The sequence below is a fragment of the Achromobacter sp. genome (assembly GCF_057314935.1).
Genome location: NZ_DBHKZA010000069.1, coordinates 13,975 through 35,319, shown reverse-complemented (window position 1 = coordinate 35,319; position 21,345 = coordinate 13,975). Strand labels below are relative to the sequence as shown.

At 67.2% G+C, this 21,345-nt stretch carries 19 protein-coding genes; 14 read left to right on the top strand and 5 right to left on the bottom strand.

Annotated features, from left to right (window positions below; all coding sequences use genetic code 11):
• Positions 1-121: 121 nt before the first annotated feature.
• Together ACO6D5_RS22575 and ACO6D5_RS22570 are read left to right on the top strand one after the other, a co-directional pair.
• Complete coding sequence (locus ACO6D5_RS22575; protein WP_485826604.1) at positions 122-1,339, top strand: ABC transporter substrate-binding protein; 1,218 nt, start codon at positions 122-124, stop codon at positions 1,337-1,339.
• The gene (locus ACO6D5_RS22570) at positions 1,318-2,307 is read left to right on the top strand and encodes an alpha/beta hydrolase (protein WP_485826603.1); all 990 of its coding nucleotides are present in this window, start codon (positions 1,318-1,320) and stop codon (positions 2,305-2,307) included. The genes ACO6D5_RS22575 and ACO6D5_RS22570 overlap by 22 nt, the downstream gene beginning before the upstream one ends.
• Before the next feature lie 65 nt (positions 2,308-2,372).
• Here the strand turns inward: ACO6D5_RS22570 and metC are convergent, their stop codons facing one another.
• Together metC and ACO6D5_RS22560 are read right to left on the bottom strand one after the other, a co-directional pair.
• Positions 2,373-3,566 (bottom strand): cystathionine beta-lyase, encoded by a 1,194-nt coding sequence (gene metC / locus ACO6D5_RS22565; protein WP_315139602.1) that lies wholly within the window; start codon positions 3,564-3,566, stop codon positions 2,373-2,375.
• Positions 3,567-3,664: 98 nt separating this feature from the next.
• Positions 3,665-4,402, bottom strand: coding sequence for a nitroreductase (locus ACO6D5_RS22560; protein ID WP_485826602.1), 738 nt, complete (start codon positions 4,400-4,402; stop codon positions 3,665-3,667).
• 101 nt (positions 4,403-4,503) lie between these two features.
• Here ACO6D5_RS22560 and ACO6D5_RS22555 point away from each other — a divergent pair, with 101 nt between their 5' ends.
• Positions 4,504-5,130 (top strand): LysE family transporter, encoded by a 627-nt coding sequence (locus ACO6D5_RS22555; protein ID WP_315844530.1) that lies wholly within the window; start codon positions 4,504-4,506, stop codon positions 5,128-5,130.
• A 42-nt stretch (positions 5,131-5,172) separates the two neighbouring features.
• Here the strand turns inward: ACO6D5_RS22555 and ACO6D5_RS22550 are convergent, their stop codons facing one another.
• On the bottom strand, positions 5,173-6,240 hold the full coding sequence (locus ACO6D5_RS22550; RefSeq protein WP_315844529.1) for an MBL fold metallo-hydrolase: 1,068 nt from the start codon (positions 6,238-6,240) through the stop codon (positions 5,173-5,175).
• Positions 6,241-6,313: 73 nt separating this feature from the next.
• Between ACO6D5_RS22550 and ACO6D5_RS22545 the strand changes: the two genes are divergently transcribed.
• On the top strand, positions 6,314-6,694 hold the full coding sequence (locus tag ACO6D5_RS22545) for a MerR family transcriptional regulator (protein WP_006226120.1): 381 nt from the start codon (positions 6,314-6,316) through the stop codon (positions 6,692-6,694).
• A gap of 9 nt (positions 6,695-6,703) precedes the next feature.
• Positions 6,704-7,036 carry a YnfA family protein gene (locus tag ACO6D5_RS22540; RefSeq protein ID WP_315844528.1) on the top strand — a complete coding sequence of 111 codons (333 nt, stop codon included), beginning with the start codon at positions 6,704-6,706 and terminating at the stop codon, positions 7,034-7,036.
• Between the two features lie 80 nt (positions 7,037-7,116).
• Here ACO6D5_RS22540 and ACO6D5_RS22535 read toward each other — a convergent pair whose 3' ends face one another.
• Both ACO6D5_RS22535 and ACO6D5_RS22530 read right to left on the bottom strand, forming a co-directional pair.
• Positions 7,117-8,091: a tripartite tricarboxylate transporter substrate binding protein gene (locus ACO6D5_RS22535; protein ID WP_315844527.1), complete on the bottom strand. Its 975-nt coding sequence runs from the start codon at positions 8,089-8,091 to the stop codon at positions 7,117-7,119.
• A gap of 75 nt (positions 8,092-8,166) precedes the next feature.
• The gene (locus tag ACO6D5_RS22530; protein ID WP_485826601.1) at positions 8,167-9,345 is read right to left on the bottom strand and encodes a M20 aminoacylase family protein; all 1,179 of its coding nucleotides are present in this window, start codon (positions 9,343-9,345) and stop codon (positions 8,167-8,169) included.
• A 247-nt stretch (positions 9,346-9,592) separates the two neighbouring features.
• Here ACO6D5_RS22530 and ACO6D5_RS22525 point away from each other — a divergent pair, with 247 nt between their 5' ends.
• The 9 genes from ACO6D5_RS22525 to ACO6D5_RS22485 all read left to right on the top strand — a co-directional run.
• Complete coding sequence (locus ACO6D5_RS22525; protein WP_169272777.1) at positions 9,593-10,771, top strand: isovaleryl-CoA dehydrogenase; 1,179 nt, start codon at positions 9,593-9,595, stop codon at positions 10,769-10,771.
• A 20-nt stretch (positions 10,772-10,791) separates the two neighbouring features.
• Complete coding sequence (aceK, locus tag ACO6D5_RS22520) at positions 10,792-12,735, top strand: bifunctional isocitrate dehydrogenase kinase/phosphatase (protein ID WP_485826600.1); 1,944 nt, start codon at positions 10,792-10,794, stop codon at positions 12,733-12,735.
• Between the two features lie 2 nt (positions 12,736-12,737).
• A complete protein-coding gene (locus ACO6D5_RS22515; protein WP_088589803.1) occupies positions 12,738-13,919 on the top strand; it encodes an acetyl-CoA C-acetyltransferase in 1,182 nt (393 codons plus the stop codon).
• Positions 13,920-14,137: 218 nt separating this feature from the next.
• Positions 14,138-15,745, top strand: coding sequence for a carboxyl transferase domain-containing protein (locus ACO6D5_RS22510; RefSeq protein WP_088589804.1), 1,608 nt, complete (start codon positions 14,138-14,140; stop codon positions 15,743-15,745).
• A 90-nt stretch (positions 15,746-15,835) separates the two neighbouring features.
• Positions 15,836-17,863, top strand: a complete 2,028-nt coding sequence (locus ACO6D5_RS22505) for an ATP-binding protein (RefSeq protein ID WP_315844525.1) — start codon at positions 15,836-15,838, stop codon at positions 17,861-17,863.
• A gap of 158 nt (positions 17,864-18,021) precedes the next feature.
• Entirely contained in the window at positions 18,022-19,134 is a 1,113-nt protein-coding gene (locus ACO6D5_RS22500; protein ID WP_485826599.1) for a hypothetical protein, read from the top strand.
• Between the two features lie 35 nt (positions 19,135-19,169).
• The gene (locus ACO6D5_RS22495; protein ID WP_315844523.1) at positions 19,170-19,748 is read left to right on the top strand and encodes a UGSC family (seleno)protein; all 579 of its coding nucleotides are present in this window, start codon (positions 19,170-19,172) and stop codon (positions 19,746-19,748) included.
• Positions 19,749-19,787: 39 nt separating this feature from the next.
• Complete coding sequence (locus ACO6D5_RS22490) at positions 19,788-21,020, top strand: CaiB/BaiF CoA transferase family protein (RefSeq protein ID WP_485826598.1); 1,233 nt, start codon at positions 19,788-19,790, stop codon at positions 21,018-21,020.
• A gap of 38 nt (positions 21,021-21,058) precedes the next feature.
• On the top strand, positions 21,059-21,345 hold a 287-nt coding region (locus ACO6D5_RS22485; protein ID WP_485826597.1), incomplete at its 3' end, for a Bug family tripartite tricarboxylate transporter substrate binding protein.

The following is a 21,345-nucleotide window of genomic DNA, read 5'->3' as shown; positions in this document are numbered from 1 at the left end:
ATGGCCGGGGCGTTTTCTTTTCGGGGAAGATGTTTCAACAGCGCCCGGCCTCTGAACGCCGGCGCTACACTTTCGCCACAAAAATTCGCCGCGACGACGGCATCAAATGGGTGGAAGACAAATGAAACAGCAATTCCTGCGCAACCGCGCGGCATTGGCCGTGGGCCTGTGCCTGGCGCTCGGCCCCGTTGCCGCGCACGCCAGCACGGCCGACGGCGTGAAGATCGGCGTCCTGACGGACATGGCGGGCGTCACCGCCGACGCCACGGGCAAGGGGTCCGTGGAAGCCGCCCGCCTGGCCATCGAGGAAATGGGGGGCACGGTGCTGGGCAAACCCATTTCACTGGTGTCGGGCGACCACCAGCATCGCCCCGACATCGGCAGCAGCATGGTCCGCAAGTGGTACGACACCGACGGCGTGGACGTGGTGGTGGACGTGCCCAATTCGTCCGTCGCGCTGGCCGTGCAGGGCATTGCGCGCGAAAAGAAGAAGCTGGTGCTGTTCTCCAGCCCCGGCACCACCGCGCTGTCTCAGGCGCAATGCTCGCCGTATGGCGTGCAGTGGACGTACACCACCTATGCGCTGTCGCGCGGCACGGCCACCGCCGTCGTCAAGGAAGGCAACAAGCGCTGGTTCATCCTGGCCTCCGACTACGCCTTCGGCAAGCAACTGGCGGCGGACACCGAAACCGTCGTCAAAGCCAATGGCGGCGAAGTGGTGGGCACGGTGTTCCACCCGCTGAACGCCTCCGACTTCGCGTCCTTCCTGCTTCAGGCGCAAGGCTCCAAGGCACAGATCATCGCCATCGCGAATGCAGGCGGCGACACCATTTCGGCCATCAAGCAGGCCGCGGAATTCGGCATCGGCGGCACGCAGCAACTGGCCGCCATGCTGCTGCTGATCACGGACGTGCACAGCCTGGGCCTGCAAGCGGCGCAGAAGACCTATCTGACCGTGCCGTCGTATTGGGACATGAACGATGGCACGCGCGCCTTCACCAAGAAGTTCGAAGCGCGCGTGGGCCGTCCGCCCACCTTCCTGCAGGCGGGCGTCTACAGCTCGGTGCGGCATTACCTGCAGGCGGTGAAGGCCGCCGGCACCGCGGATTCGGATGCCGTGATGGCGAAGATGAAGGCGCTGCCCATCGACGATCCCTTCAGCCTGAATGCGCGTATCCGCGAGGACGGGCTGGTGGTGCGCGACATGATGCTGGCGCAGGTGAAGACGCCCGAGCAGTCCAAGGCGCCGTGGGACTACTACAACATCGTGCGCACCATCCCCGGCGACACGCTGGCCTGGCCGCTGTCGGAAAGCCAATGCCCGCTGGTCAAGCAATGAAGCCGGCCGGGTCGCCGTCCGTCTCGGAGCCCGTCGCGCTGGCGGACTTCGGCAGCTTCTACGCGGGCGGCAAACCCGTGCGCGTGGCCGGCCTGCCGCAGCGCGACATCGCCTTCACGCAAACCGCGTCGCTGGCGTACGACCCGAACGGCCTCTACCACTTCGAGCAGGCCTACGTGCAGTATTTCATTCCGGCCCGGCCGTCCCATCCGCTGCCCGTGGTGCTGCTGCACGGCGGCGGCATGACGGGCGCCATGTGGGAACAGACGCCCGACGGCCGGGCAGGGTGGATGCAGCATTTGCTGCGCCAGGGCCATGCGGTGTATGTGGTGGACAACGTGGAACGCGGGCGCGCCGGCTGGGCCCCGTTCCAGCAGGTCTGGCCCGAGCCGCCCATCATCCGCAACGCGGAAGAAAGCTGGTCACTGTTCCGCTTCGGACGCGCCGAGGATTTCGAGGCGCGGCGCGCGTTCGCCGGGCAGCGTTTCCCCGTCGACGCGTTCGACGACTTCATCCGCCACGCGGTGCCGCGCTGGCTGGGCAACAACGATGCAGCGTTGCGGGGCTTTTGCGCCGTGCTGGACCGCGTTGGCCCGTGCCTGGTGCTGGCGCACAGCCATGGCGGCGAAGTGGCCTACCGGGCGCTGCATGCGCGGCCGGACCTGGTGCGGGGCGTGATCGGCATCGAGCCCTCGGGCTTTTCCAGCGACGTGGTCACCGCCGCCGTGACGGACAAGCCGTTCCTGTTCGTCTATGGCGACTATCTGGATGCCACGCCGTTGTGGCAGCGCCTGTGCGCCGCCGGCCAGGACTATGCGGACTCGCTGGCGCGCCATGGCGCACGGGTGGACGTGTGGCGGCTGGCGGAGCAGGGCATCGCGGGAAATTCCCACATGCCGATGATGGACGACAACAGCGACGACATCGCCGCGCGCATCGGCGCCTGGATCCGCGCCACGGCGGTCTGAGCGCACGGCGTCGCGCGCGTTGCGCGATGCCGTGCCATCAGGCTGCCATGCCGCGGGCTGCGGCGTTACTCGCGTACCGCCGCAGCTTTTTCCAGCGCCTGGGTCAGGTCGGCGATGATGTCTTCCGGCGATTCCAGGCCGATGTGCAGGCGGACCAACGCGTTGTCGCCTTCGCCCCAATAGCGATGGTGGGACAGGTCCTTGGACGACACGAGCTGCACCAGGCTTTCGTAGCCGCCCCAGGAAAAGCCGATGCCGAACAAGGTCAGCGCGTCTACGAAGGTACGTGCCGCCGCGGGCGACAGGCGCAGTTCCACCGACAGCATGCCGTTGGAGCCGGTGCAATCGCGCTGCCAGAGCGCATGGCCCGGGTCCGCCGGCCAGGCAGGATGGAACAGGCGCACGGTTTCGGGACGGCCCTTGAAGAATTCGCACACCTGCAACGCGTGGCGCGCGTGCTGGGCCATGCGGATCGGCATGGTGCGCACGCCGCGCAGCGCCAGCCAGGCGTCGTCGGCACTGATGGAATAGCCCATCGCGTATTGCGTGCGGTTCAGCTTCTTGGCGATGGCTTCGTCGTTGGTGACCACCGCCCCCAGCATCAGGTCGGAGTGGCCGCCCACGTACTTGGTGCCGGCAATCACCGAGACCTGCGCGCCCAGCGTCAGCGGGCGGTAGATGTAGCCCGAGCCCCACGTGTTGTCGGTCGCCAGCACCAGGCCGTGGTCTTGGGCGAACGCGGCCATCGCGCCCATGTCCAGCATTTCGAACAGCAGCGAACCGGGCGACTCCACATACAGCAGCTTGGTATTCGGCTGCACCAGCGCTTCCAGGTCTTCGTCGGCCGAGAAGTAGGTGATGTCGATGTTCATGCGCTTGAGCACGGCATCGTCCAGTTCGCGCATCGGGCCGTACACGCAGTCGGAGATCAGCGCGTGGTCGCCCGCCGAGCAGAGCGCCATCATGACCATCGTCATCGCCGACAGGCCCGAAGACGCCAGATAGCAATGCGTGCCGCCTTCCAGCTGCGTGAAGACCTCTTCCAGCGCGGCATGGGTGTCCATGCCCATGCGGCCATAGGTGGTGGCGCGACCGCCGGCCGCCTTGGTGCGTTGCGCCTGCTCCAGCGCGGCCAGGTTCTCGAAGCGGACCGTGCTGGCGCGCATGGGCGGCAGCGGCACCGGCGCCGTGCCGGTTTCAGGGTGGAACGGGGCGGTGCCCGCGTGCTGCAAAACCGTATCGATGTGTTTGGTGGTCATCTTCAGGGGGAGCGCTTAAGAATGAACAAGGCCGGAATGGACGGGGCCGGAACAAAGGCGGACAGGGTGAACCATATCAGGCGCGCGGCCGCCTGTCCCTAGGCCGTGACCCAGGAGACGGCCTCCGGCAGCTCGGCGCGGTTGGTGCGATAGCTGTTGGCGGGATGCGCGGCATCGGCGTAGCCGAAGGAAATGCCGCAGACGACGCGGCGGCCCGCGCCGATGCCCAGCACGTCACGCAGCACCTCGGGATACATCGCCAGCGACGCCTGCGCCACGGTCGCGACGCCGTTGGCCTGGGCCGCCAGCAGGAAGTTCGCCACGTAGCCGCCGCAGTCCATCGCGCCGTATTCGCCCAAGGCCTCGTCGGTCGTGATGATGGCCACGTGCGGTGCGTCGAACAGCCGGAAGTTGCGCATTTCCTGGCGGCGGTAGGCCTCGCGGTCGCCGCGCGCCACGCCCACGGCGCCATACAGCTGGAAGCCCGATTCGCGGCGGCGCGCCAGATACTCGTCGCGGTATTCGCGGGGGAAGGGGAAGTCCGGGGTGAAGCCGGGGGTGACGCCCGCCTGTTCCGCCCGCGCTTGCAGCGCCGCGCGCAGGCGTTCGGTGCCGGCGCCTTCGGTGATCGCCACCTGCCAGGGCTGGCAGTTGCACCAGGACGCCGTGCGCTGCGCGAGCGTCAGGATGCGTTCGATCGTGGGACGAGGCACCGGCGCGGGCAGGAAAGCGCGGCAACTGTGGCGGGCCCGCAGCCAGGCTTCCAGCGTGGCGTCGTCGGGGCGGGTGTCGTTGTCATCGCGGGCGTGCGGATCCTGCGGGGCGTTTACGGCCATCTCGTGTCTCTCTCCGGGTATCGGCGCGTCGGGCCGGTGGATTTTCCCCTTATGATGCCATTCTCCGGCTGACCGGAGCCTTCCCGTTCCAGGCGAAATCCATGCTGCCCCTCGATACCCTGATCGCGTTTTTCGGCATTGCCGTCCTGCTGTCCCTGACACCGGGACCCGACAACCTGTTCGTGCTGATGCAGTCGGCCATCTGGGGACGCAAGGCGGGCATGCTGGTGGTACTGGGGTTGTGCACTGGCCTGCTGGGCCACACGGCCGCCGTGGCGTTCGGCCTGGCCGCGGTGTTCGCGGCGTCGCCCGTGGCGTTCACGGTGCTGAAACTGGCCGGCGCCGCCTATCTGGCCTACCTGGCGTGGCAGATCCTGCGCGCGCCGGTTGCATCGGAAAACGGCAAGCGGCCCGAACCGCTCAAGCCCGGCGCGCTGTATCGCCGCGGCATCGTCATGAACCTGACCAATCCGAAGGTGCTGCTGTTCTTCTTCGCGTTCCTGCCGCAGTTCACCTCGCCGGCGCTGGGGCCCATCGGCCTCCAGACCCTGCAGCTGGGCGCCGTGTTCATGGTGGCGACCTTGCTGGTGTTCGGCGCCATCGCGTTCTTCTCGGGCGCGTTCGGCGAACTGCTGCAACGCTCGGTGACGGCCAAGCGCTGGCTGAACCGCATCGCCGCCCTGGTGTTCGTGGGCCTGGCCGTACGGCTGGCGACCGCGACGCGGTGACGGGCTGCGCACGGTCGGTGCGCAACCCATCCAACCCCGCAATCAGGCGGCGGTGAAGCGGACGATGCCGTCGGCGCCGGTGGCGCGTTTCAGCTTGCCTTCGAAATACAGCGCGTGCAGATGCGCCAGCGCCTCGCCCATCGCGAAGGTCAGCTGGTGCAGGTCCAGCTTGCGCTTGAACAGCACGGGCACGATGTCGGACGTCGACTGCGGCTGCACGGCGCACGCTTCCAGGACCTCAGCCAGACGGTCGCGGTGATGCTCGTGCTGCTGCGCGATGCGTTCGTGCAGGCCCGTGAAGGGACGGCCGTGCGAAGGCAGCACCAGGGTGTCGTCGGGCAGGCCGTCGTAGCCGTCCAGCGAACGCAGGTACAGGGGCAGCGGGTTGGCGTCGGGTTCGTAGTCGAACACGCTCACGTTGGTGGAGATGCGCGGCAGCACCATGTCGCCCGAAATCAGCACATTCAGGCCGGGCGAATGCAGCGACGCATGTTCCGGCGCGTGGCCATAGCCCACGATCACGCGCCAGTCGCGCTCGCCGATGCGGATCTGGTCGCCGTGCATGATGCGCGTGTAGCGCGCGGGCACGGCCGGCACGAGGTTCGGGAAATAGTTGGCGCGCTGTCTGATCTGTTCTTGCGCGTCCGGGTCGGTCAGCCCATGGCGGGCGAAGTGCTCGACGGCCGACTGACCGCCAGGGCCGCCCCCGGCTTCGGTGCGGCGCGACGACCACAAGGACGCCACCATGAAGTCCGTCATGGTCATCCACAGCCGCGCGTCCCAGCGTTCGCACAGCCAGTGGGCCAGGCCGATATGGTCGGGGTGCATGTGCGTGACGATCACGCGCAGCACGGGCAGGCCTTCCAGCTCATTCTTGAAGACGTCTTCCCACAGCGCCTTGACCTCGTCGCGCGAGATGCCACAGTCGACGATGGTCCAGCCGTCGCGGCCGTCGATGTTGTCGCGCAGCAGCCAGAGGTTGATATGATCCAGCGCGAACGGCAGCGGCATCCGGATCCATTTGACCCCGTCCGTCACCACATGCGCATGACCGGCTTCGGGCTGGAAGTCCGCCCAGGGGTACTGCAGTTTCTGTTCGTTGGGGTTCATTGCCTCTCGCTCCACGCTTGACGTTACCGTCAAGTCATCATAATTTACGTTTACGTAAACTGCCACACGTCGCATGCCCTCGTCAACCTGGACCATCTCTGAACTCTCCCGCGAGTTCGACGTCACGCCCCGCACGATCCGCTTCTATGAAGACCAGGGGATCGTCAGCCCGGCGCGCGAAGGGCGCAACCGCATCTTCGGCCCGCGCGACCGCACGCGCCTGAAACTGGCGTTGCGCGGCAAGCGCCTGGGGCTGCAACTGTCCGAAATCCTGACCCTGATCGACATGTATGACGGTCCGGGGGACACCGAAGTCCAGCTGCGTCAATACCTGAGCGTACTGGAACAGCATCGCGCCACGCTGGAGCAGCAGCGCCGCGACATCGAAGACACCCTGCAAGAGATCGCCCAGCAAGAACGCGAATGCCGCGCGCTGCTGGCGCAGAAGCCGTAGGGCGCGGACATGGGCGCCCTGCAGACCGTCGCGCTGTTCATCCTGACCGCGCTGGCCGAAATCGTCGGCTGCTATCTCCCGTATCTATGGCTGCGCAAGGGCCATTCCATCTGGCTGCTGGCGCCCGCGGCGGCAAGCCTGGCGCTGTTCGCGTGGCTGCTGACCTTGCATCCGACGGCATCCGGGCGCGTCTACGCGGCCTATGGCGGCGTGTATATCGGGATGGCGTTGATCTGGCTGTGGGCCGTGGACGGCGTGCGCCCCAGCGCCAGCGACTGGATCGGCGTGGGCCTGTGCCTGGCCGGCATGCTGGTGATCATGTTCGGGCCCCGGGGCACGTAGACAACAGCATCCGTCGCGTCATCGACCCAACGACGCGCGCGGACCCGCAAGGCCCGCGCGCTTTGCCTTTTCGGCCGGGATCACTCCGCCTTGATGTTGCCTTCCTTGATGAGGCGGGCGTTGTTGGTGAACTCGGCCTGCACCTGCTTGGCGAATGCCTCGCCGGATGCCGTGCCCGGCTGCAGGTAGGACTTGGCCAGCAGGTCCTGGAAATCAGCGCTGGCAACCGCCTTGTTCAACGCGGCCAGCAGCGGCTGCGACACCGCCGGCGGCAGGTTGGCGGGCGCGAACACGCCGAAGTTGGAGTAATACTGCGCCTGCGGCAGCTTCAGTTCGGCCATCGTGGGCACGTCCGGCCAGGCGGCCAGGCGTTGCGGCGCCATCACCGCCAACGGCTTGAGCGCGCCATTGGCCACGTGCGGCAGCACGACGTCGCTGTTGACGACAAGCAGCTCGACCACGCCGCCCAGGCCGTCGGTCAGCGCCTGGCTGTTGCCGCGGTAAGGCACGTGCAGCATCTTGGTGCCGGTCTGCGTGGTGACAGCGGCCATGCCGATGTGGGCGACGGTGCCCTGGCCCGGCGTGCCATAGCGCACGCCTTCAGGGTGCGACTTGGCGTATTCGACCAGGCCGGCAAAGTCTTTCACCGGCAACGCCTTGGTCGCCACGATGGCGACCGGCGCCACGGCGATGCTGGCCACCGGCGTCAGGTCCTTCATCGGGTCGTAATTGGTCTTGGCCAGATGCGGGAAGATCGTCAGCGGGCTGGTCGAGGCCAGCAGCAAGGTGGTGCCGTCCGGCTGCGCGCGGGCGACGAAGTCCGTGCCCACCGAGGCGCCGGCGCCCGGCTTGTTTTCCACGATGACGGTGATGTTGGCTTCCTTGCGCAACACGTCGCCCAATCGGCGCCCGATCGCGTCGGCGCTGCCGCCGGCGGTGTAGGGCACGACCAGGGTCACCGGCTTGGCGGGCGGCCAGCTTTGGGCCATGGCGCCGCTTGCCACGATGGCCAGGGCCGCCCCCGCGGCCTTGACCAGCAATGTCTTCTTTTTCATATCGTCCTAGTGATGTTGCGTAGCACTGCGTTGGGTAAAGCGTGAAACGGGAAACACATCAAGCGGGCGCGGCGGTCAGGCCGTCAGATAGCGTTGTGCCAGGCGAACCCAGTACGACGCGCCCGCCGGAATCAAAGCGTCATTGAAGTCATAGCTGGCGTTGTGCAGCATGCAGGGGCCCAGGCCGTGGCCAGCCATGCGGTGCTCGCCGTCGCCGTTGCCCAGGAACACGTAGCAGCCCGGCTTTTCCTGCAGCAAGAAGGCGAAATCTTCCGATGCCATCGCGGGCTCAATGGTCAGCGCGCGGTCTTCGCCGACCACGTCGCGCATGACGCCCATGCAGAACTCGGTCTCGGCCGCGGTGTTGACCAGCGCCGGATAGCGTCGCTCGAAAAACACGTCGGCCTCGCAGCCATGCGCGGCGGCGATATTGCCGGCGATCTCGTTCATGCGGCGTTCGATCAGGTCCACCACGTCCGTGCTGTAGGCGCGCACCGAGCCGCCCAGCCAGGCGGTGTTCGGAATGACGTTGATGACGCTGCCGCCCGCTTGCACCTGCGTGATGGACAGCACGGCGGCGTCCAGCGGACGCTTGCTGCGGGTAAGGATGGTCTGCAGCGACTGGCCGATGGCGAACAGCGCCGGCACCGGGTCGGCGCAATCCTGGGGCGCGGCGGCATGGCCGCCCTTGCCCTTGACCGTGATCTTGAAGCCGTTGGCGGCCGCCATCATGGGGCCGGCGCACACGCCGAAGGCGCCCGCCGGCAGGCCCGGCCAGTTGTGCATGCCGAACACGGCTTCGCAGGGAAAGCGCGTGAACAGGCCGTCCTGGATCATGGCGCGCCCACCCGCGCCGCCTTCCTCGGCCGGCTGGAAGCACAGGTACACCGTGCCGTCGAAGCCGCCCGCGGTCTGCAGGTGCCGGGCCGCCGCCAGCAGCATGGCGGTGTGGCCGTCGTGGCCACAGCCGTGCATCTTGCCGTCATGGCGCGACCGGTGTTCGAACTGGTTTTCTTCCTGCATGGGCAGGGCGTCCATGTCGGCGCGCAGCATGATGGCCCGGTCCGACGTGCCGTGCTTGATCACCCCGACCACGCCGGTCTTGGCGATGCCGGTGTGCGTTTCAATGCCCCAGCCGCGCAGCGCGTCCGCCACCACCTTGGCCGTCCGGTGCTCTTCGTAGCAGAGCTCGGGATGCATGTGGATATCGCGCCGCAGCGCCACAATTTCGTCCAGATGGGATAGTTCGAGCACGGCAGACTCCGAGGCAATGACGCGGGATTTCAGGGACAGGGTCGAATAGTAATCAGCGTTGCTCCCTGGGAAACATGCAATTTCCTAGGGATAACCCGACTCCAATTTACGTTTACGTAAACGTAATATTTGCGGTGCATCATTGCGCAGCGATGCGTGATCGGCGCATGATGAGCCTCCGATGACGGCATTGCGCCGATGGTAGGCGCCCATAAGAATGTAAGTACCCACTATCACGGAGACATCGATGAATCTTCCTGGCCTGAACTTCGACCTGGGCGAAGACCTGGACATGCTGCGCGACGCCGTGCGCAATTTCGCGCAGGCCGAGATCGCGCCCCGCGCGGCAGAAGTCGATCGCAGCGACCAGTTCCCCATGGACCTCTGGCGCAAATTCGGCGAACTCGGCGTGCTGGGCATGACGGCCGACGAGGAATACGGCGGCGCCAACATGGGCTACCTGGCCCACATGGTGGTGATGGAAGAGATCTCGCGCGCCAGCGCCTCCGTGGGCCTGTCCTACGGCGCGCACTCCAACCTGTGCGTGAACCAGATCAACCGTAACGGCACGGCGGCCCAGAAGGCCAAGTACCTGCCCAAGCTGATTTCCGGCGAACACGTGGGCGCCCTGGCCATGAGCGAGCCGGGCGCCGGGTCGGACGTGGTCAGCATGAAGCTGCGCGCCGAAAAGAAGGGCGACCGCTACGTGCTGAACGGCACCAAGATGTGGATCACCAACGGCCCGGACGCCGACACGCTGGTCGTCTACGCCAAGACCGACCCCGAAGCGCACCAGCGCGGCATCACCGCCTTCCTGGTGGAGAAAGGTTTCAAAGGGTTCTCGGTTGCGCAAAAGCTGGACAAGCTGGGCATGCGCGGCAGCCACACGGGCGAACTCGTGTTCCAGGACTGCGAGATTCCCGAAGAAAACGTGCTGGGCCAGGTCAACGGCGGCGTACGCGTGCTGATGAGCGGCCTGGACTATGAGCGCGCCGTGCTGTCCGGCGGCCCCCTGGGCATCATGCAGGCCGTGATGGACGTCGTCGTCCCCTATATCCATGACCGCAAGCAGTTCGGCCAGGCCATCGGCGAATTCCAGCTGATCCAGGGCAAGGTGGCCGACCTGTACACCACGCTGCAGGCCAGTCGCGCCTTCTGCTACCAGGTGGGCAAGAACCTGGATAAATTGGGCACGGAGCACGTGCGCCAGGTCCGCAAGGACTGCGCCGCGCTGATCCTGTACACGGCCGAAAAAGCCACCTGGATGGCGGGCGAAGGCGTGCAGATCCTGGGCGGCAACGGCTACATCAACGAATACCCGGTGGGCCGCCTGTGGCGCGACGCCAAACTGTACGAGATCGGCGCCGGCACCAGCGAGATCCGCCGCATGCTGATCGGCCGCGAACTGTTCAACGAAACCGCCTGATCCGACGTCCGGGCCCCATCATGATCCGCATGTCCGATGTCCAGCATATCGAGCAGGCCCCCGCCCCGGGGCCCTCGCCGCTGGACGTCGCGCGGCTGATCCTGGCGGGGTTCGACCGCCACTACGCGCTGTTTCGCTACAGCGCGCAGCGCGCCAAGGCCCTGTTCGAATCCGGCGACTGGCACGGCATCCAGCACCTGTCGCGCGAACGCATCGAGTACTACGACATGCGGGTGCGTGAATGCGCCACCCAATTGGAAGGCGTGCTGCGCGGCCGTCCGGAGGGCGCGCTGGGCGCCTCGGCCAAGAACGGCGGAACGGGTGCGAATGGCACCAACGGCACCAACGGTGCCAACGGCGCCGAGGCCCCGGCCCTGACCGACGCCCAGACCGCCTACTGGCAGCAGATCAAGCAGGAATTCGTCGGCCTGCTGGGCGACCATCGCCAGCCGGAGTGCGCCGAGACCTTCTTCAATTCGGTGTCGTGCCGGCTGCTGCACCGCGACTATTTCCACAACGATTTCCTCTTCGTGCGTCCGGCGGTCGCGACCGACTACCTGGACAGCAGCACGCCGTCGTACCGCGTGTACTACCCGGCCACCGACGGGCTGGAAAAAAGCCTGATCCGCATGGTGGCCGACTTCGGCCTGGCGCTGCCGTTCGAAGACCTGCCGCGCGACACCCGCATGTTGGCGCGTGCCGCCGTCGCGCAACTGCGCACGCTGTTGCCGCGCCACGTCGGGCGGCGCATCGCCAGCGATTGCCAGGTCCATGCGCTGGGTTCGCTGTTCTTTCGCAACAAGGGCGCCTACATCGTCGGCCGCCTGATCAATCAGACCACCGTCTACCCCTTCGCCGTGGCGCTGACGCGCAATCCGGCCGGGCAGGTGACGCTGGACGCGCTGCTGCTGGGCGCGGACGACCTGAGCACGCTGTTCAGCTTCACCCGCGCCTATTTCCTGGTGGACATGGAAACGCCGGCCGCGGTCGTGAACTTCCTGGCGACGCTGCTGCCGCGCAAGCCCAAGGCCGAGCTCTACACGATGATCGGCCTGCAAAAGCAGGGCAAGACGCTGTTCTACCGCGACTTCCTGCACCACCTGGCCCACTCGCGCGACGCCTTCGACATCGCGCCCGGCATCAAGGGCATGGTGATGTGCGTGTTCACGCTGCCGTCCTACCCGTACGTGTTCAAGCTGATCAAGGACCGCATCGACAAAGACGGCATGGACCACGCCACCGTGCGCCGCAAGTACCAGATGGTGAAGCTGCACGACCGCGTGGGCCGCATGGCCGACACCTGGGAGTATTCGCAGGTGGCGCTGCCGCGCAGCCGTTTCGCGCCCGCCTTGCTGGACGAACTGCGCCGTCTGGTGCCCAGCCTGATCGAAGAAACCGGGGACACCGTCGTCATCCGCCATGTCTACATCGAACGGCGGATGACGCCGCTGAACATCTATCTGCGCCAGGCGTCCGACGCGCTGCTGGAACCTGCCGTGCGCGAGTACGGCGACGCGATCCGGCAACTGGCCGCCGCCAATATCTTCCCCGGCGACATGCTTTACAAGAACTTCGGCGTCACGCGATTGGGCCGGGTCGTCTTTTATGACTACGACGAAATCCAGCGCATGACCGAAATGAACTTCCGGCGCATCCCGCCGGCCCCCAACGAAGAAGCGGAAATGGCGTCCGAACCCTGGTACGCCATTGGACCGAACGACGTATTCCCCGAAGAATTCGGCCGCTTCCTGCTTGGCGACGCGCGCGTGCGCGGCGCCTTCATGCGCCACCACGCCGACCTGCTGGAACCCGATTGGTGGCAGGCCTGCCGCGCTCAGGTGGCGCAGGGCCGGATTGAAGAATTTTTCCCTTACGATACGGACAGACGCCTGCGTCCGGAACGCCCTTCGGGCAACCGCGCAGTGCCGATACCCAGACGCTGTCCCGACCCTCACAGGAGCTAGTCATGTCAGATCCCATCGTTATCGTTTCCATCGCCCGCACGCCCATGGGCGGCATGCTGGGCAGCCTGTCCGGCCTGGCCGCGCACGAACTGGGCGCGGTGGCCATCAAGGCCGCCATCGAACGCGCCGGCATCAAGCCCGAGCAAGTCGATGAAGTCATCATGGGCAACGTGCTGCAAGCCGGCCAAGGCCAGGCGCCCGCGCGCCAGGCGGCGCTGGGCGCCGGCCTGCCGCTGGGCGTGGCGTGCACCACGATCCACAAGGTGTGCGGTTCGGGCCTGAAGGCCGCCATGTTCGGCCATGACCTGCTGGCGGCCGGCAGCGCCGAAGTCGTCGTCGCAGGCGGCCAGGAAAGCATGAGCAACGCGCCCTACCTGTTGTTGAAGGCCCGCCAGGGCTACCGCTTCGGCCACAACACCGTGTATGACCACATGGCGCTGGACGGCCTGGAAGACGCCTACGACAAGGGCAAGGCCATGGGCGTGTTCGCCGAAGACTGCGCCGCCAAATACGAATTCACGCGCGAGCAGCAGGACGCGTTCTCGCTGGAATCGCTGCGCCGCGCACGCGCCGCCACGGAAGACGGCAGCTTCAAGTGGGAAATCGCCCCCGTGACCGTCGCCGGCCGCAAGGGCGACACCGTGATCGACACCGACGAAGCCCCCACCAAGGCCATGCCGGAGAAGATCCCCACGCTCAAGCCCGCGTTCAAGAAGGACGGCACCATCACCGCCGCCAACTCGTCGTCGATCTCCGACGGCGCCGCCGCCATGGTGCTGATGCGCGCCTCCACCGCCGAGAAGCTCGGCGTCAAGCCGCTGGCCCGCATCGTGGCCCACAGCCAGCACTCGCAGGAACCGGGCTGGTTCACGACCGCCCCCGTCGGCGCGCTGAAGAACCTGTTCGCCAAGACCGGCTGGAAGGCCGAGGACGTGGACCTGTACGAGATCAACGAAGCGTTCGCGGTGGTCACCATGGCCGCCATGACCGACTTCAAGCTGCCGCATGAAAAGGTCAACGTCAACGGCGGCGCCACCGCCCTGGGTCACCCGATCGGCGCATCGGGCGCCCGCCTGATGGCCACGCTGGTCGGCGCGCTGCGCAAGACTGGCGGCAAGCGCGGCGTCGCCACGCTGTGCATCGGCGGCGGCGAAGCCGTCGCGATGGCCATCGAGATGGTCTAAGCAAACGCCTGGGAGGCGGACAGGCGTCTGCCTCCCAGGATGGCTTTTCGCTGCGCCTTTCCTGCATGGCTTCCGGACGCGACGGGTCCGTCGCGGGCCGTGTCGCGAAAGGCGCAACGAAAACCCAGATCGACAAGAATGCCCGGCACACCGGGCAGCGAGACAAACCGCTCCACGAGCGCCTTCAAATTCCAATCAAGCAGGACGGGTGGAACCCCATGCCCATCATCGAATCCCGCATCAATCCGCGGTCGCAGGACTTCACCGACAACGCGCGTGCCATGCAGGCGCAGCTGGATGACCTGAATCAGAAACTGGCGCAGACCGCGCTGGGCGGCAGCGAAGCCGCGCGCGCCAAGCACGTGGCGCGCGGCAAGCTGCTGCCGCGCGACCGCGTCGAGAATCTGATCGATCCGGGCACGCCGTTCCTGGAACTGTCGCCGATGGCGGCGCACGGCATGTACGACGGCGACGCGCCGGGCGCAGGCGTCATCACCGGCATCGGCCGCGTGTCGGGCACCGAATGCGTCATCGTCTGCAACGACGCGACCGTCAAGGGCGGCACGTACTACCCGATGACGGTCAAGAAGCACCTGCGCGCCCAAGAAATCGCCGCGCAGAACCACCTGCCTTGCGTGTACCTGGTGGACTCGGGCGGCGCCAACCTGCCGCAGCAGGACGAAGTGTTCCCCGACCGCGAGCACTTCGGCCGCATCTTCTACAACCAGGCGCAGATGTCCGCGCAGGGCATCTCGCAGATCGCCGTGGTGATGGGGTCGTGCACCGCCGGCGGCGCCTACGTGCCCGCCATGAGCGATGAATCCATCATCGTGAAGAACCAGGGCACCATCTTCCTGGGCGGCCCGCCGCTGGTGAAGGCCGCCACGGGCGAAGAAGTCAGCGCCGAAGACCTGGGCGGCGGCGACGTGCACACGCGCCTGTCCGGCGTGGTGGACCACCTGGCCGCCAACGACATGCATGCGCTGCAGCTGGCGCGCAACGCCGTCGCCCGCCTGAACCGCAAGAAGCCCGCGCCGCTGGCCACGATCCCCGTGCGCGAGCCGCGCTTCGATCCCAGCGAACTGAACGGCATCATCCCCGCCGACACGCGCAAGCCCTACGACGTGCGCGAAGTCATCGCGCGCATCGTGGACGGCTCCGAATTCGACGAATTCAAGGCGCGCTTCGGCCCCACGCTGGTGACCGGTTTCGCCCACATCCAGGGCATGCCTGTGGGCATCGTCGCCAACAACGGCATCCTGTTTTCCGAGTCCGCCCAGAAGGGCGCGCACTTCATCGAGCTGTGCGCGCAGCGCAAGATTCCGCTGGTGTTCCTGCAGAACATCACCGGCTTCATGGTGGGCCGCAAGTACGAGAACGAAGGCATCGCGCGCCACGGCGCGAAGATGGTGACCGCGGTGGCGACCGCCGCCGTGCCGAAATTCACGGTGCTGATCGGCGGCTCGTTCGGCGCCGGCAACTACGGCATGTGCGGCCGCGCCTATTCGCCCCGCATGCTGTTCATGTGGCCCAACGCCCGCATCTCGGTGATGGGCGGCGAGCAGGCCGCCAGCGTGCTGGCCACGGTCAAGCGCGACGGCATCGAAGCGCGCGGCGGCAAGTGGTCGGCTGACGAAGAGGCCGCCTTCAAGGCGCCCATCCGCGAACAGTACGAGCACGAAGGCCATCCTTACTACGCCACGGCGCGCCTGTGGGACGACGGCATCATTGCCCCGGCCGATACGCGCCGCGTGCTGGGCCTGGCCTTGTCGGCCGCGCTGAACGCGCCGATCGAAGACACGAAGTTCGGCGTGTTCCGGATGTGATCCCTCCCACGCGCGCCGCGCGCCCGACCGGGCCCGCGCCAATACAGGGCGCGCCGTAGTTCAAGAAGAATTCCTGCCAGGAAGAGACATATGTTCGACACTTTGCTGATTGCCAACCGCGGAGAGATCGCCTGCCGCGTCGCCGCCACCGCCCGACGCATGGGTATCCGCACCGTCGCCGTCTATTCGGACGCGGACGCCAACGCGCGCCACGTGGCCGCCTGCGATCAGGCCGTGCACATCGGCGGACCGGAGCCGCGCGCCAGCTACCTGCGCGCCGACGCCATCCTGCAGGCCGCCATCGACACCGGCGCGGGCGCGATCCACCCGGGCTACGGCTTCCTGTCGGAAAACGAAGCGTTCGCCGAAGCCGCTGAAAAGGCCGGCATCTCGTTCGTCGGCCCGCCCGCGTCCGCCATTGCCGCCATGGGCAGCAAATCGGCCGCCAAGTCGCTGATGGAGAAAGCCGGCGTGCCGCTGGTGCCGGGCTATCACGGCGACAACCAGGACCCGCAATTCCTGAAGACCCAGGCCGACGGCATCGGCTACCCCGTGCTGATCAAGGCCAGCGCCGGCGGCGGCGGCAAGGGCATGCGCGTGGTGGAATCGTCCGGCGCGTTCCTGGATGCGCTGGCGTCCTGCCAACGCGAAGCCGCCTCCAGCTTCGGCGACGACCGCGTGCTGATCGAACGCTATCTGCAAAAGCCGCGCCACATCGAAATCCAGGTGTTCGCGGACACGCACGGCAACTGCGTCTACCTGTTCGAGCGCGACTGCTCGGTGCAGCGCCGCCACCAGAAGGTGATCGAGGAAGCGCCGGCGCCCGGCATGACGGAAGAACGCCGTCGCGCCATGGGCGAAGCAGCGGTGGCCGCTGCGCGCGCCGTCGGCTACGTGGGCGCGGGCACCGTCGAGTTCATCGCCGAGCCGGACGGCCGCTTCTACTTCATGGAAATGAACACGCGCCTGCAGGTGGAGCATCCGGTCACTGAAATGATCACGGGCCACGACCTGGTGGAATGGCAGTTGCGCGTGGCCGCCGGCCAGCCCCTGCCTGTGCGCCAGGAGGACCTGCGCATCAACGGCCATGCCATCGAGGTCCGCATCTACGCCGAGAACCCCGAGAAGGGCTTCCTGCCGTCGATCGGCACGCTGGCCTATCTGGGCCTGCCGCCGCACACCGCCTTCACCAACGGCGACATCCGCGTGGACGGCGGCGTACGCACGGGCGACACGATCACCCCGTTCTACGACCCCATGATCGCCAAGCTGATCGTGCACGGCGCTGATCGCGACCAGGCCCGCGCCCGCATGCTCCAGGCGCTGGCTCAGACGCAGGCCGTAGGTGTGCAGACCAACGTGGCGTTCCTGTCGCGACTGATGCAAGACAGCGCCTTCGCCGCCGCGGACCTGGACACGGGTCTGATCGAGCGCCAGCGCGCCACGCTGCTGCCGGAGCCGCAGGCCGCCAGCGCCGCCACGCTGGCGCTGGCCTCGGCCGCCGTGCTGGTGCGCCAGGGCCTGGCCCAACCCGGCCCGCAAACCGCCGGCAAGGGCCCGTCCGACCCCTGGGACGCCCGCGACGGCTGGCGGCTGGGCAACCAATACCAGCGCCATCTGCAGTGGGTGGACAACGGTGAAACGCGCCGCGTGACCGTCGCCCGCCAAGGCGGCGCCTGGACGCTGGATGCCGGCTCGGGTGCGCAACCCTTCCTGTGGCGTTCCCACGCCAGCGCCAATCCCAACCTGGCCTACGGTCTGCGCATCACGCTGGCAGGCCATGAGAACGCCGGTACGGTCGTTTTGCATGCCGACCGCGCCCATGTATTCGGCGAAGGCGGCGTGCACGTGCTGGAGCTCTACGACCCCTTGGCGCACGCCCAGGACACGCAGGGCGAGCACGGCGGCGGCCTGACGGCGCCGATGCCCGGCAAGATCATCTCGATCTCGGTCAAGGCGGGCGACACGGTCGAAAAGGGCCAGCCGCTGCTGGTCATGGAAGCCATGAAGATGGAGCACACGATCTCGGCGCCGGCCGACGGCAAGATCGAAGAAGTGTTCTACAGCGTCGGCGACCAGGTGACGGAAGGCGCCGAACTGGTGTCGATCGGCGCCTAGCCCTTCGCCGCGACCGCCCGGCAAGCGCCCGCCCATGTGGGCGCTTTGCATTTATGCGTCTTACGCAATCATCTACCGAAATAGATTGTCCTTGTTATCAATAACGCAGGACTTCTATCCTCGTTGCAACGTCATCCGACAGCCACGAGGAGATTCTGATGAGCGCGGTTCTGCAAACGACGGCGTCGCCCGCCACCATGGTGCCTGCCGGGGTGGACCTGGTCGAGTACTACTACGAGCGCGGATTTACCGACGGGTTGCCGGTCGTGCCGCCGACCCGCGAAAAGATCGACGAAGTCATCGCGCGGCTGGGCGGCGACGGCGACTTCGTCGAAGCCCGCGTGGCGCCGCGCTGGGGCGAGCTGACGCGCGAAGTGCTGGCCATCAACATGGTGATGGCCGGCTGCAAACCCGAGTACGCGCCCGTGGTGCTGGCCGCCGTCAAGGCGGTGACCGACCAGGCGTTCAACCTGAACGGCGTGCAGGCCACCACGCACGTGGCCGCGCCCTTGCTGATCGTCAACGGGCCCATCGCCCGCGAGATCGGCATGAACGGCGGCGTCAACGCCTTCGGTTCCGGCAACCGCGCCAACGCCACCATCGGCCGCGCGCTGCGCCTCATCATGTTGAACGTAGGTGGCGGATGGCCCGGCGACCTGGACAAGAGCACGCTGGGCCATCCGGGCAAATACACCTACTGCGTGTGCGAGAACGAGCTGCAAAGCCCGCTGGCGCCGTATCACGTGGAACACGGCTACAAGCCCGAGGATTCGACCGTCTTCGCGATGGCGGCCGAAGCGCCGCACAGCGTGACCAACCATATCTCGAACGACCCCGAAGGCATCCTCGACACCATGTGCTCGGCCATGAGCACCATCGCATCCAACAGCGCGGTGCTGGGCGGCCACATCGCGGTGGTGCTGGGCCTGGAGCACGCGCAGACCATCGGCAAGCACGGCTGGTCGCGCGCGGATGTGCGCAACTACCTGTACGTCAACCACGGCAACCGCTTCATCGACCTGGCCTACGGCCACCGCTACGGCAAGGTCTACAACCGCAACCTGCCCAAGTACTACAAGCGCGAAGACGACACGCGCATTCCCATCGTGCACAGCCCCGACCACATCCATCTCTTCGTGATGGGTGGCGAAGCCGGCCGCTTTTCCGTGCTGATCCCCGGCTGGGGACACATGAGCACGCCGGTGCTGCGCGCGATTGACGGCGCCAGCGCGGACAGCGGCGATTGCACAAGCGGCGCCTGCGCCATCTGACGCGGCGCACCCACACCACAACCAGGAGCCAGGACATGTTGATGAACGATGGGGAAAAAGTCGCGGTGTTCGACCCGCGCGGCGCGCTGCGCTTCACCGATGCGCCGGTTTCGGCGCGCAAGCAAGGCCTGGCCGGGCTGCGGCTGGGCATTCTCGACAACTCCAAGTGGAACGCCAACAAGCTGTTGCGCGGCGCGGCCGCGGCCTTGGGCGAAGACATCGATTTCGCCCAGGTGAACTACTACGTCAAACACAGCTTCTCCAAGGATGCCGCGCCCGAACTCATCGAGCGCATCGCCGCCGAGAACGACGTGGTGCTGACCGCCATCGGCGATTGCGGTTCGTGCTGCTCGGCCTGCGTGCGCGACTCCATTGCGCTGGAGCGGCTGGGCGTGCCCAGCGCGGTGATCATCACCACCGAGTTCGCGCGTGAAACCGAACTGACCCGCCAGGCCGTGGGCATGAAGGCGTTGGAGCCCGTCGTGATCGCCCACCCGGTCAGCTCCATCACGGCCGAGGAAGTGGCGCAACGCGTCGCCCAGATCAAGGAACAGGCGCAGCAGGTGTGGCTGGGCACCAAGGCGCCGCTGCAGGTGCGCGTGGAACTGCAGTAACAGCGGCGCCGCGCCGCGGCGGCAACGGGGGAGGGGAAGATGGGCGCACTGTCGCACTTGCGGGTGCTGGACCTTTCACGCGTGCTGGCCGGCCCCTGGGCCAGCCAGCTGCTGGCGGATCTGGGCGCTGAGGTCATCAAGATCGAACGGCCCGGACAGGGCGACGACACCCGCGGCTGGGGACCGCCGTGGATCCATGACCCGCAGTGGGGCGAGGTGGCGCAATCCGCCTATTTCGCGGGCGCCAACCGCAACAAGAAATCCGTCGCCGTCGATATCGCGACCGCCGACGGCCAGCGGCTCGTGGCGGCGCTGGCGGCGCAGTGCGACGTGCTGATCGAGAACTTCAAGGTCGGCGGGCTGCAAGCCTACGGCCTGGACTACGCCACGCTGAAGGACCGCCACCCGGGCCTGGTGTACTGCTCCATCACCGGCTTCGGCCAGACCGGCCCCTACGCCGCGCGGCCCGGCTACGACTTCCTGATCCAGGGCATGGGCGGCCTGATGAGCATCACCGGCCGCGGCGACGGCGAACCCGGGGCCGGCCCGCTCAAGGTGGGGGTGGCGCTGACCGACATCCTGACGGGCCTGTACGCCACCGCCGGCATCCAGGCGGCGCTGGCGCATCGCGACCGCACCGGCGAGGGCCAGCACATCGACGTGGCGCTGCTGGACGTGCAGGTCGCCGCGCTGGCCAATCAGGCCATGAACTACCTGGCCAGCGGCAACCCGCCCGACCGCTTGGGCAACGCGCATCCCAACATCGTGCCCTACCAGGACTTCGCCACCCGCGACGGCCACGTCATCGTCACCGTGGGCAACGACGGGCAATTCCGGCGGTTCTGCGGCGCCATCGGCCGCCCCGACCTTGCCGACGATGCGCGCTATGCCACCAACACCGCGCGCCTGGCCTCGCGCGACACCCTGATCCCGCAGATCCAGGCGCAGATGGCGCAGCAATCCAGCGCGCACTGGCTGCACACGCTGGAAACGTTGGCCGTGCCTTGCGGGCCGATCAACGGCATGGCCGACGTGTTCGCCGACCCGCAAGTCCTGCAGCGCGGCATGCGCGTGCCGATGCCGGATGCGCAGGCCGGTTGCGCCAACCTGGTCGGCAACCCGCTGCATCTGTCGGCCACGCCCGTGGCCTATCGCACTGCGCCACCTGTCCTGGGCGCCCACACCGAAACCGTCTTGCGGGACATGTTGGGGCTGGAACCGCAGACGCTTGACGAACTGCGGCGCAATGGCGCGATCGCGGTCGGATCCTGAGATGTGCCAACACAAGAAAGACACAAGGGAGACAAACCATGGAACCATTCACCCGAGCCGGTGCGCCGCGCAGCGTCGTGAGAAGGCGGTTGTTGATCGGCGCGGCGGGCGCCGCCCTGGGGTCGCTGAGCCACGGCGCGCAGGCGCTGGCGGCGTCCGGCTACCCGTCCAAGCCGTTGCGCGTCGTCATCCCTTACCCGCCGGGCGGCCCGACCGACATCGTGGGCCGCATCGTCGCCGCGGCCCTGGCCGAGAAGCTGGGGCAATCGGTGGTCATCGACAACCGGCCCGGCGCCAGCGGCATGATCGGCGCCGACATGGTGGC

What these genes read in the sequence shown, in the direction of transcription:
- ACO6D5_RS22575 (WP_485826604.1), top strand. Translation starts at nt 122, where the DNA reads ATGAAACAGCAATTCCTGCGCAACCGCGCGGCATTGGCCGTGGGCCTG.
- ACO6D5_RS22570 (WP_485826603.1), top strand. Translation starts at nt 1,318, where the DNA reads ATGCCCGCTGGTCAAGCAATGAAGCCGGCCGGGTCGCCGTCCGTCTCG.
- metC (WP_315139602.1), bottom strand. Translation starts at nt 3,566, where the DNA reads ATGACCACCAAACACATCGATACGGTTTTGCAGCACGCGGGCACCGCC.
- ACO6D5_RS22560 (WP_485826602.1), bottom strand. Translation starts at nt 4,402, where the DNA reads ATGGCCGTAAACGCCCCGCAGGATCCGCACGCCCGCGATGACAACGAC.
- ACO6D5_RS22555 (WP_315844530.1), top strand. Translation starts at nt 4,504, where the DNA reads ATGCTGCCCCTCGATACCCTGATCGCGTTTTTCGGCATTGCCGTCCTG.
- ACO6D5_RS22550 (WP_315844529.1), bottom strand. Translation starts at nt 6,240, where the DNA reads ATGAACCCCAACGAACAGAAACTGCAGTACCCCTGGGCGGACTTCCAG.
- ACO6D5_RS22545 (WP_006226120.1), top strand. Translation starts at nt 6,314, where the DNA reads ATGCCCTCGTCAACCTGGACCATCTCTGAACTCTCCCGCGAGTTCGAC.
- ACO6D5_RS22540 (WP_315844528.1), top strand. Translation starts at nt 6,704, where the DNA reads ATGGGCGCCCTGCAGACCGTCGCGCTGTTCATCCTGACCGCGCTGGCC.
- ACO6D5_RS22535 (WP_315844527.1), bottom strand. Translation starts at nt 8,091, where the DNA reads ATGAAAAAGAAGACATTGCTGGTCAAGGCCGCGGGGGCGGCCCTGGCC.
- ACO6D5_RS22525 (WP_169272777.1), top strand. Translation starts at nt 9,593, where the DNA reads ATGAATCTTCCTGGCCTGAACTTCGACCTGGGCGAAGACCTGGACATG.
- aceK (WP_485826600.1), top strand. Translation starts at nt 10,792, where the DNA reads ATGATCCGCATGTCCGATGTCCAGCATATCGAGCAGGCCCCCGCCCCG.
- ACO6D5_RS22515 (WP_088589803.1), top strand. Translation starts at nt 12,738, where the DNA reads ATGTCAGATCCCATCGTTATCGTTTCCATCGCCCGCACGCCCATGGGC.
- ACO6D5_RS22510 (WP_088589804.1), top strand. Translation starts at nt 14,138, where the DNA reads ATGCCCATCATCGAATCCCGCATCAATCCGCGGTCGCAGGACTTCACC.
- ACO6D5_RS22505 (WP_315844525.1), top strand. Translation starts at nt 15,836, where the DNA reads ATGTTCGACACTTTGCTGATTGCCAACCGCGGAGAGATCGCCTGCCGC.
- ACO6D5_RS22500 (WP_485826599.1), top strand. Translation starts at nt 18,022, where the DNA reads ATGAGCGCGGTTCTGCAAACGACGGCGTCGCCCGCCACCATGGTGCCT.
- ACO6D5_RS22495 (WP_315844523.1), top strand. Translation starts at nt 19,170, where the DNA reads ATGTTGATGAACGATGGGGAAAAAGTCGCGGTGTTCGACCCGCGCGGC.
- ACO6D5_RS22490 (WP_485826598.1), top strand. Translation starts at nt 19,788, where the DNA reads ATGGGCGCACTGTCGCACTTGCGGGTGCTGGACCTTTCACGCGTGCTG.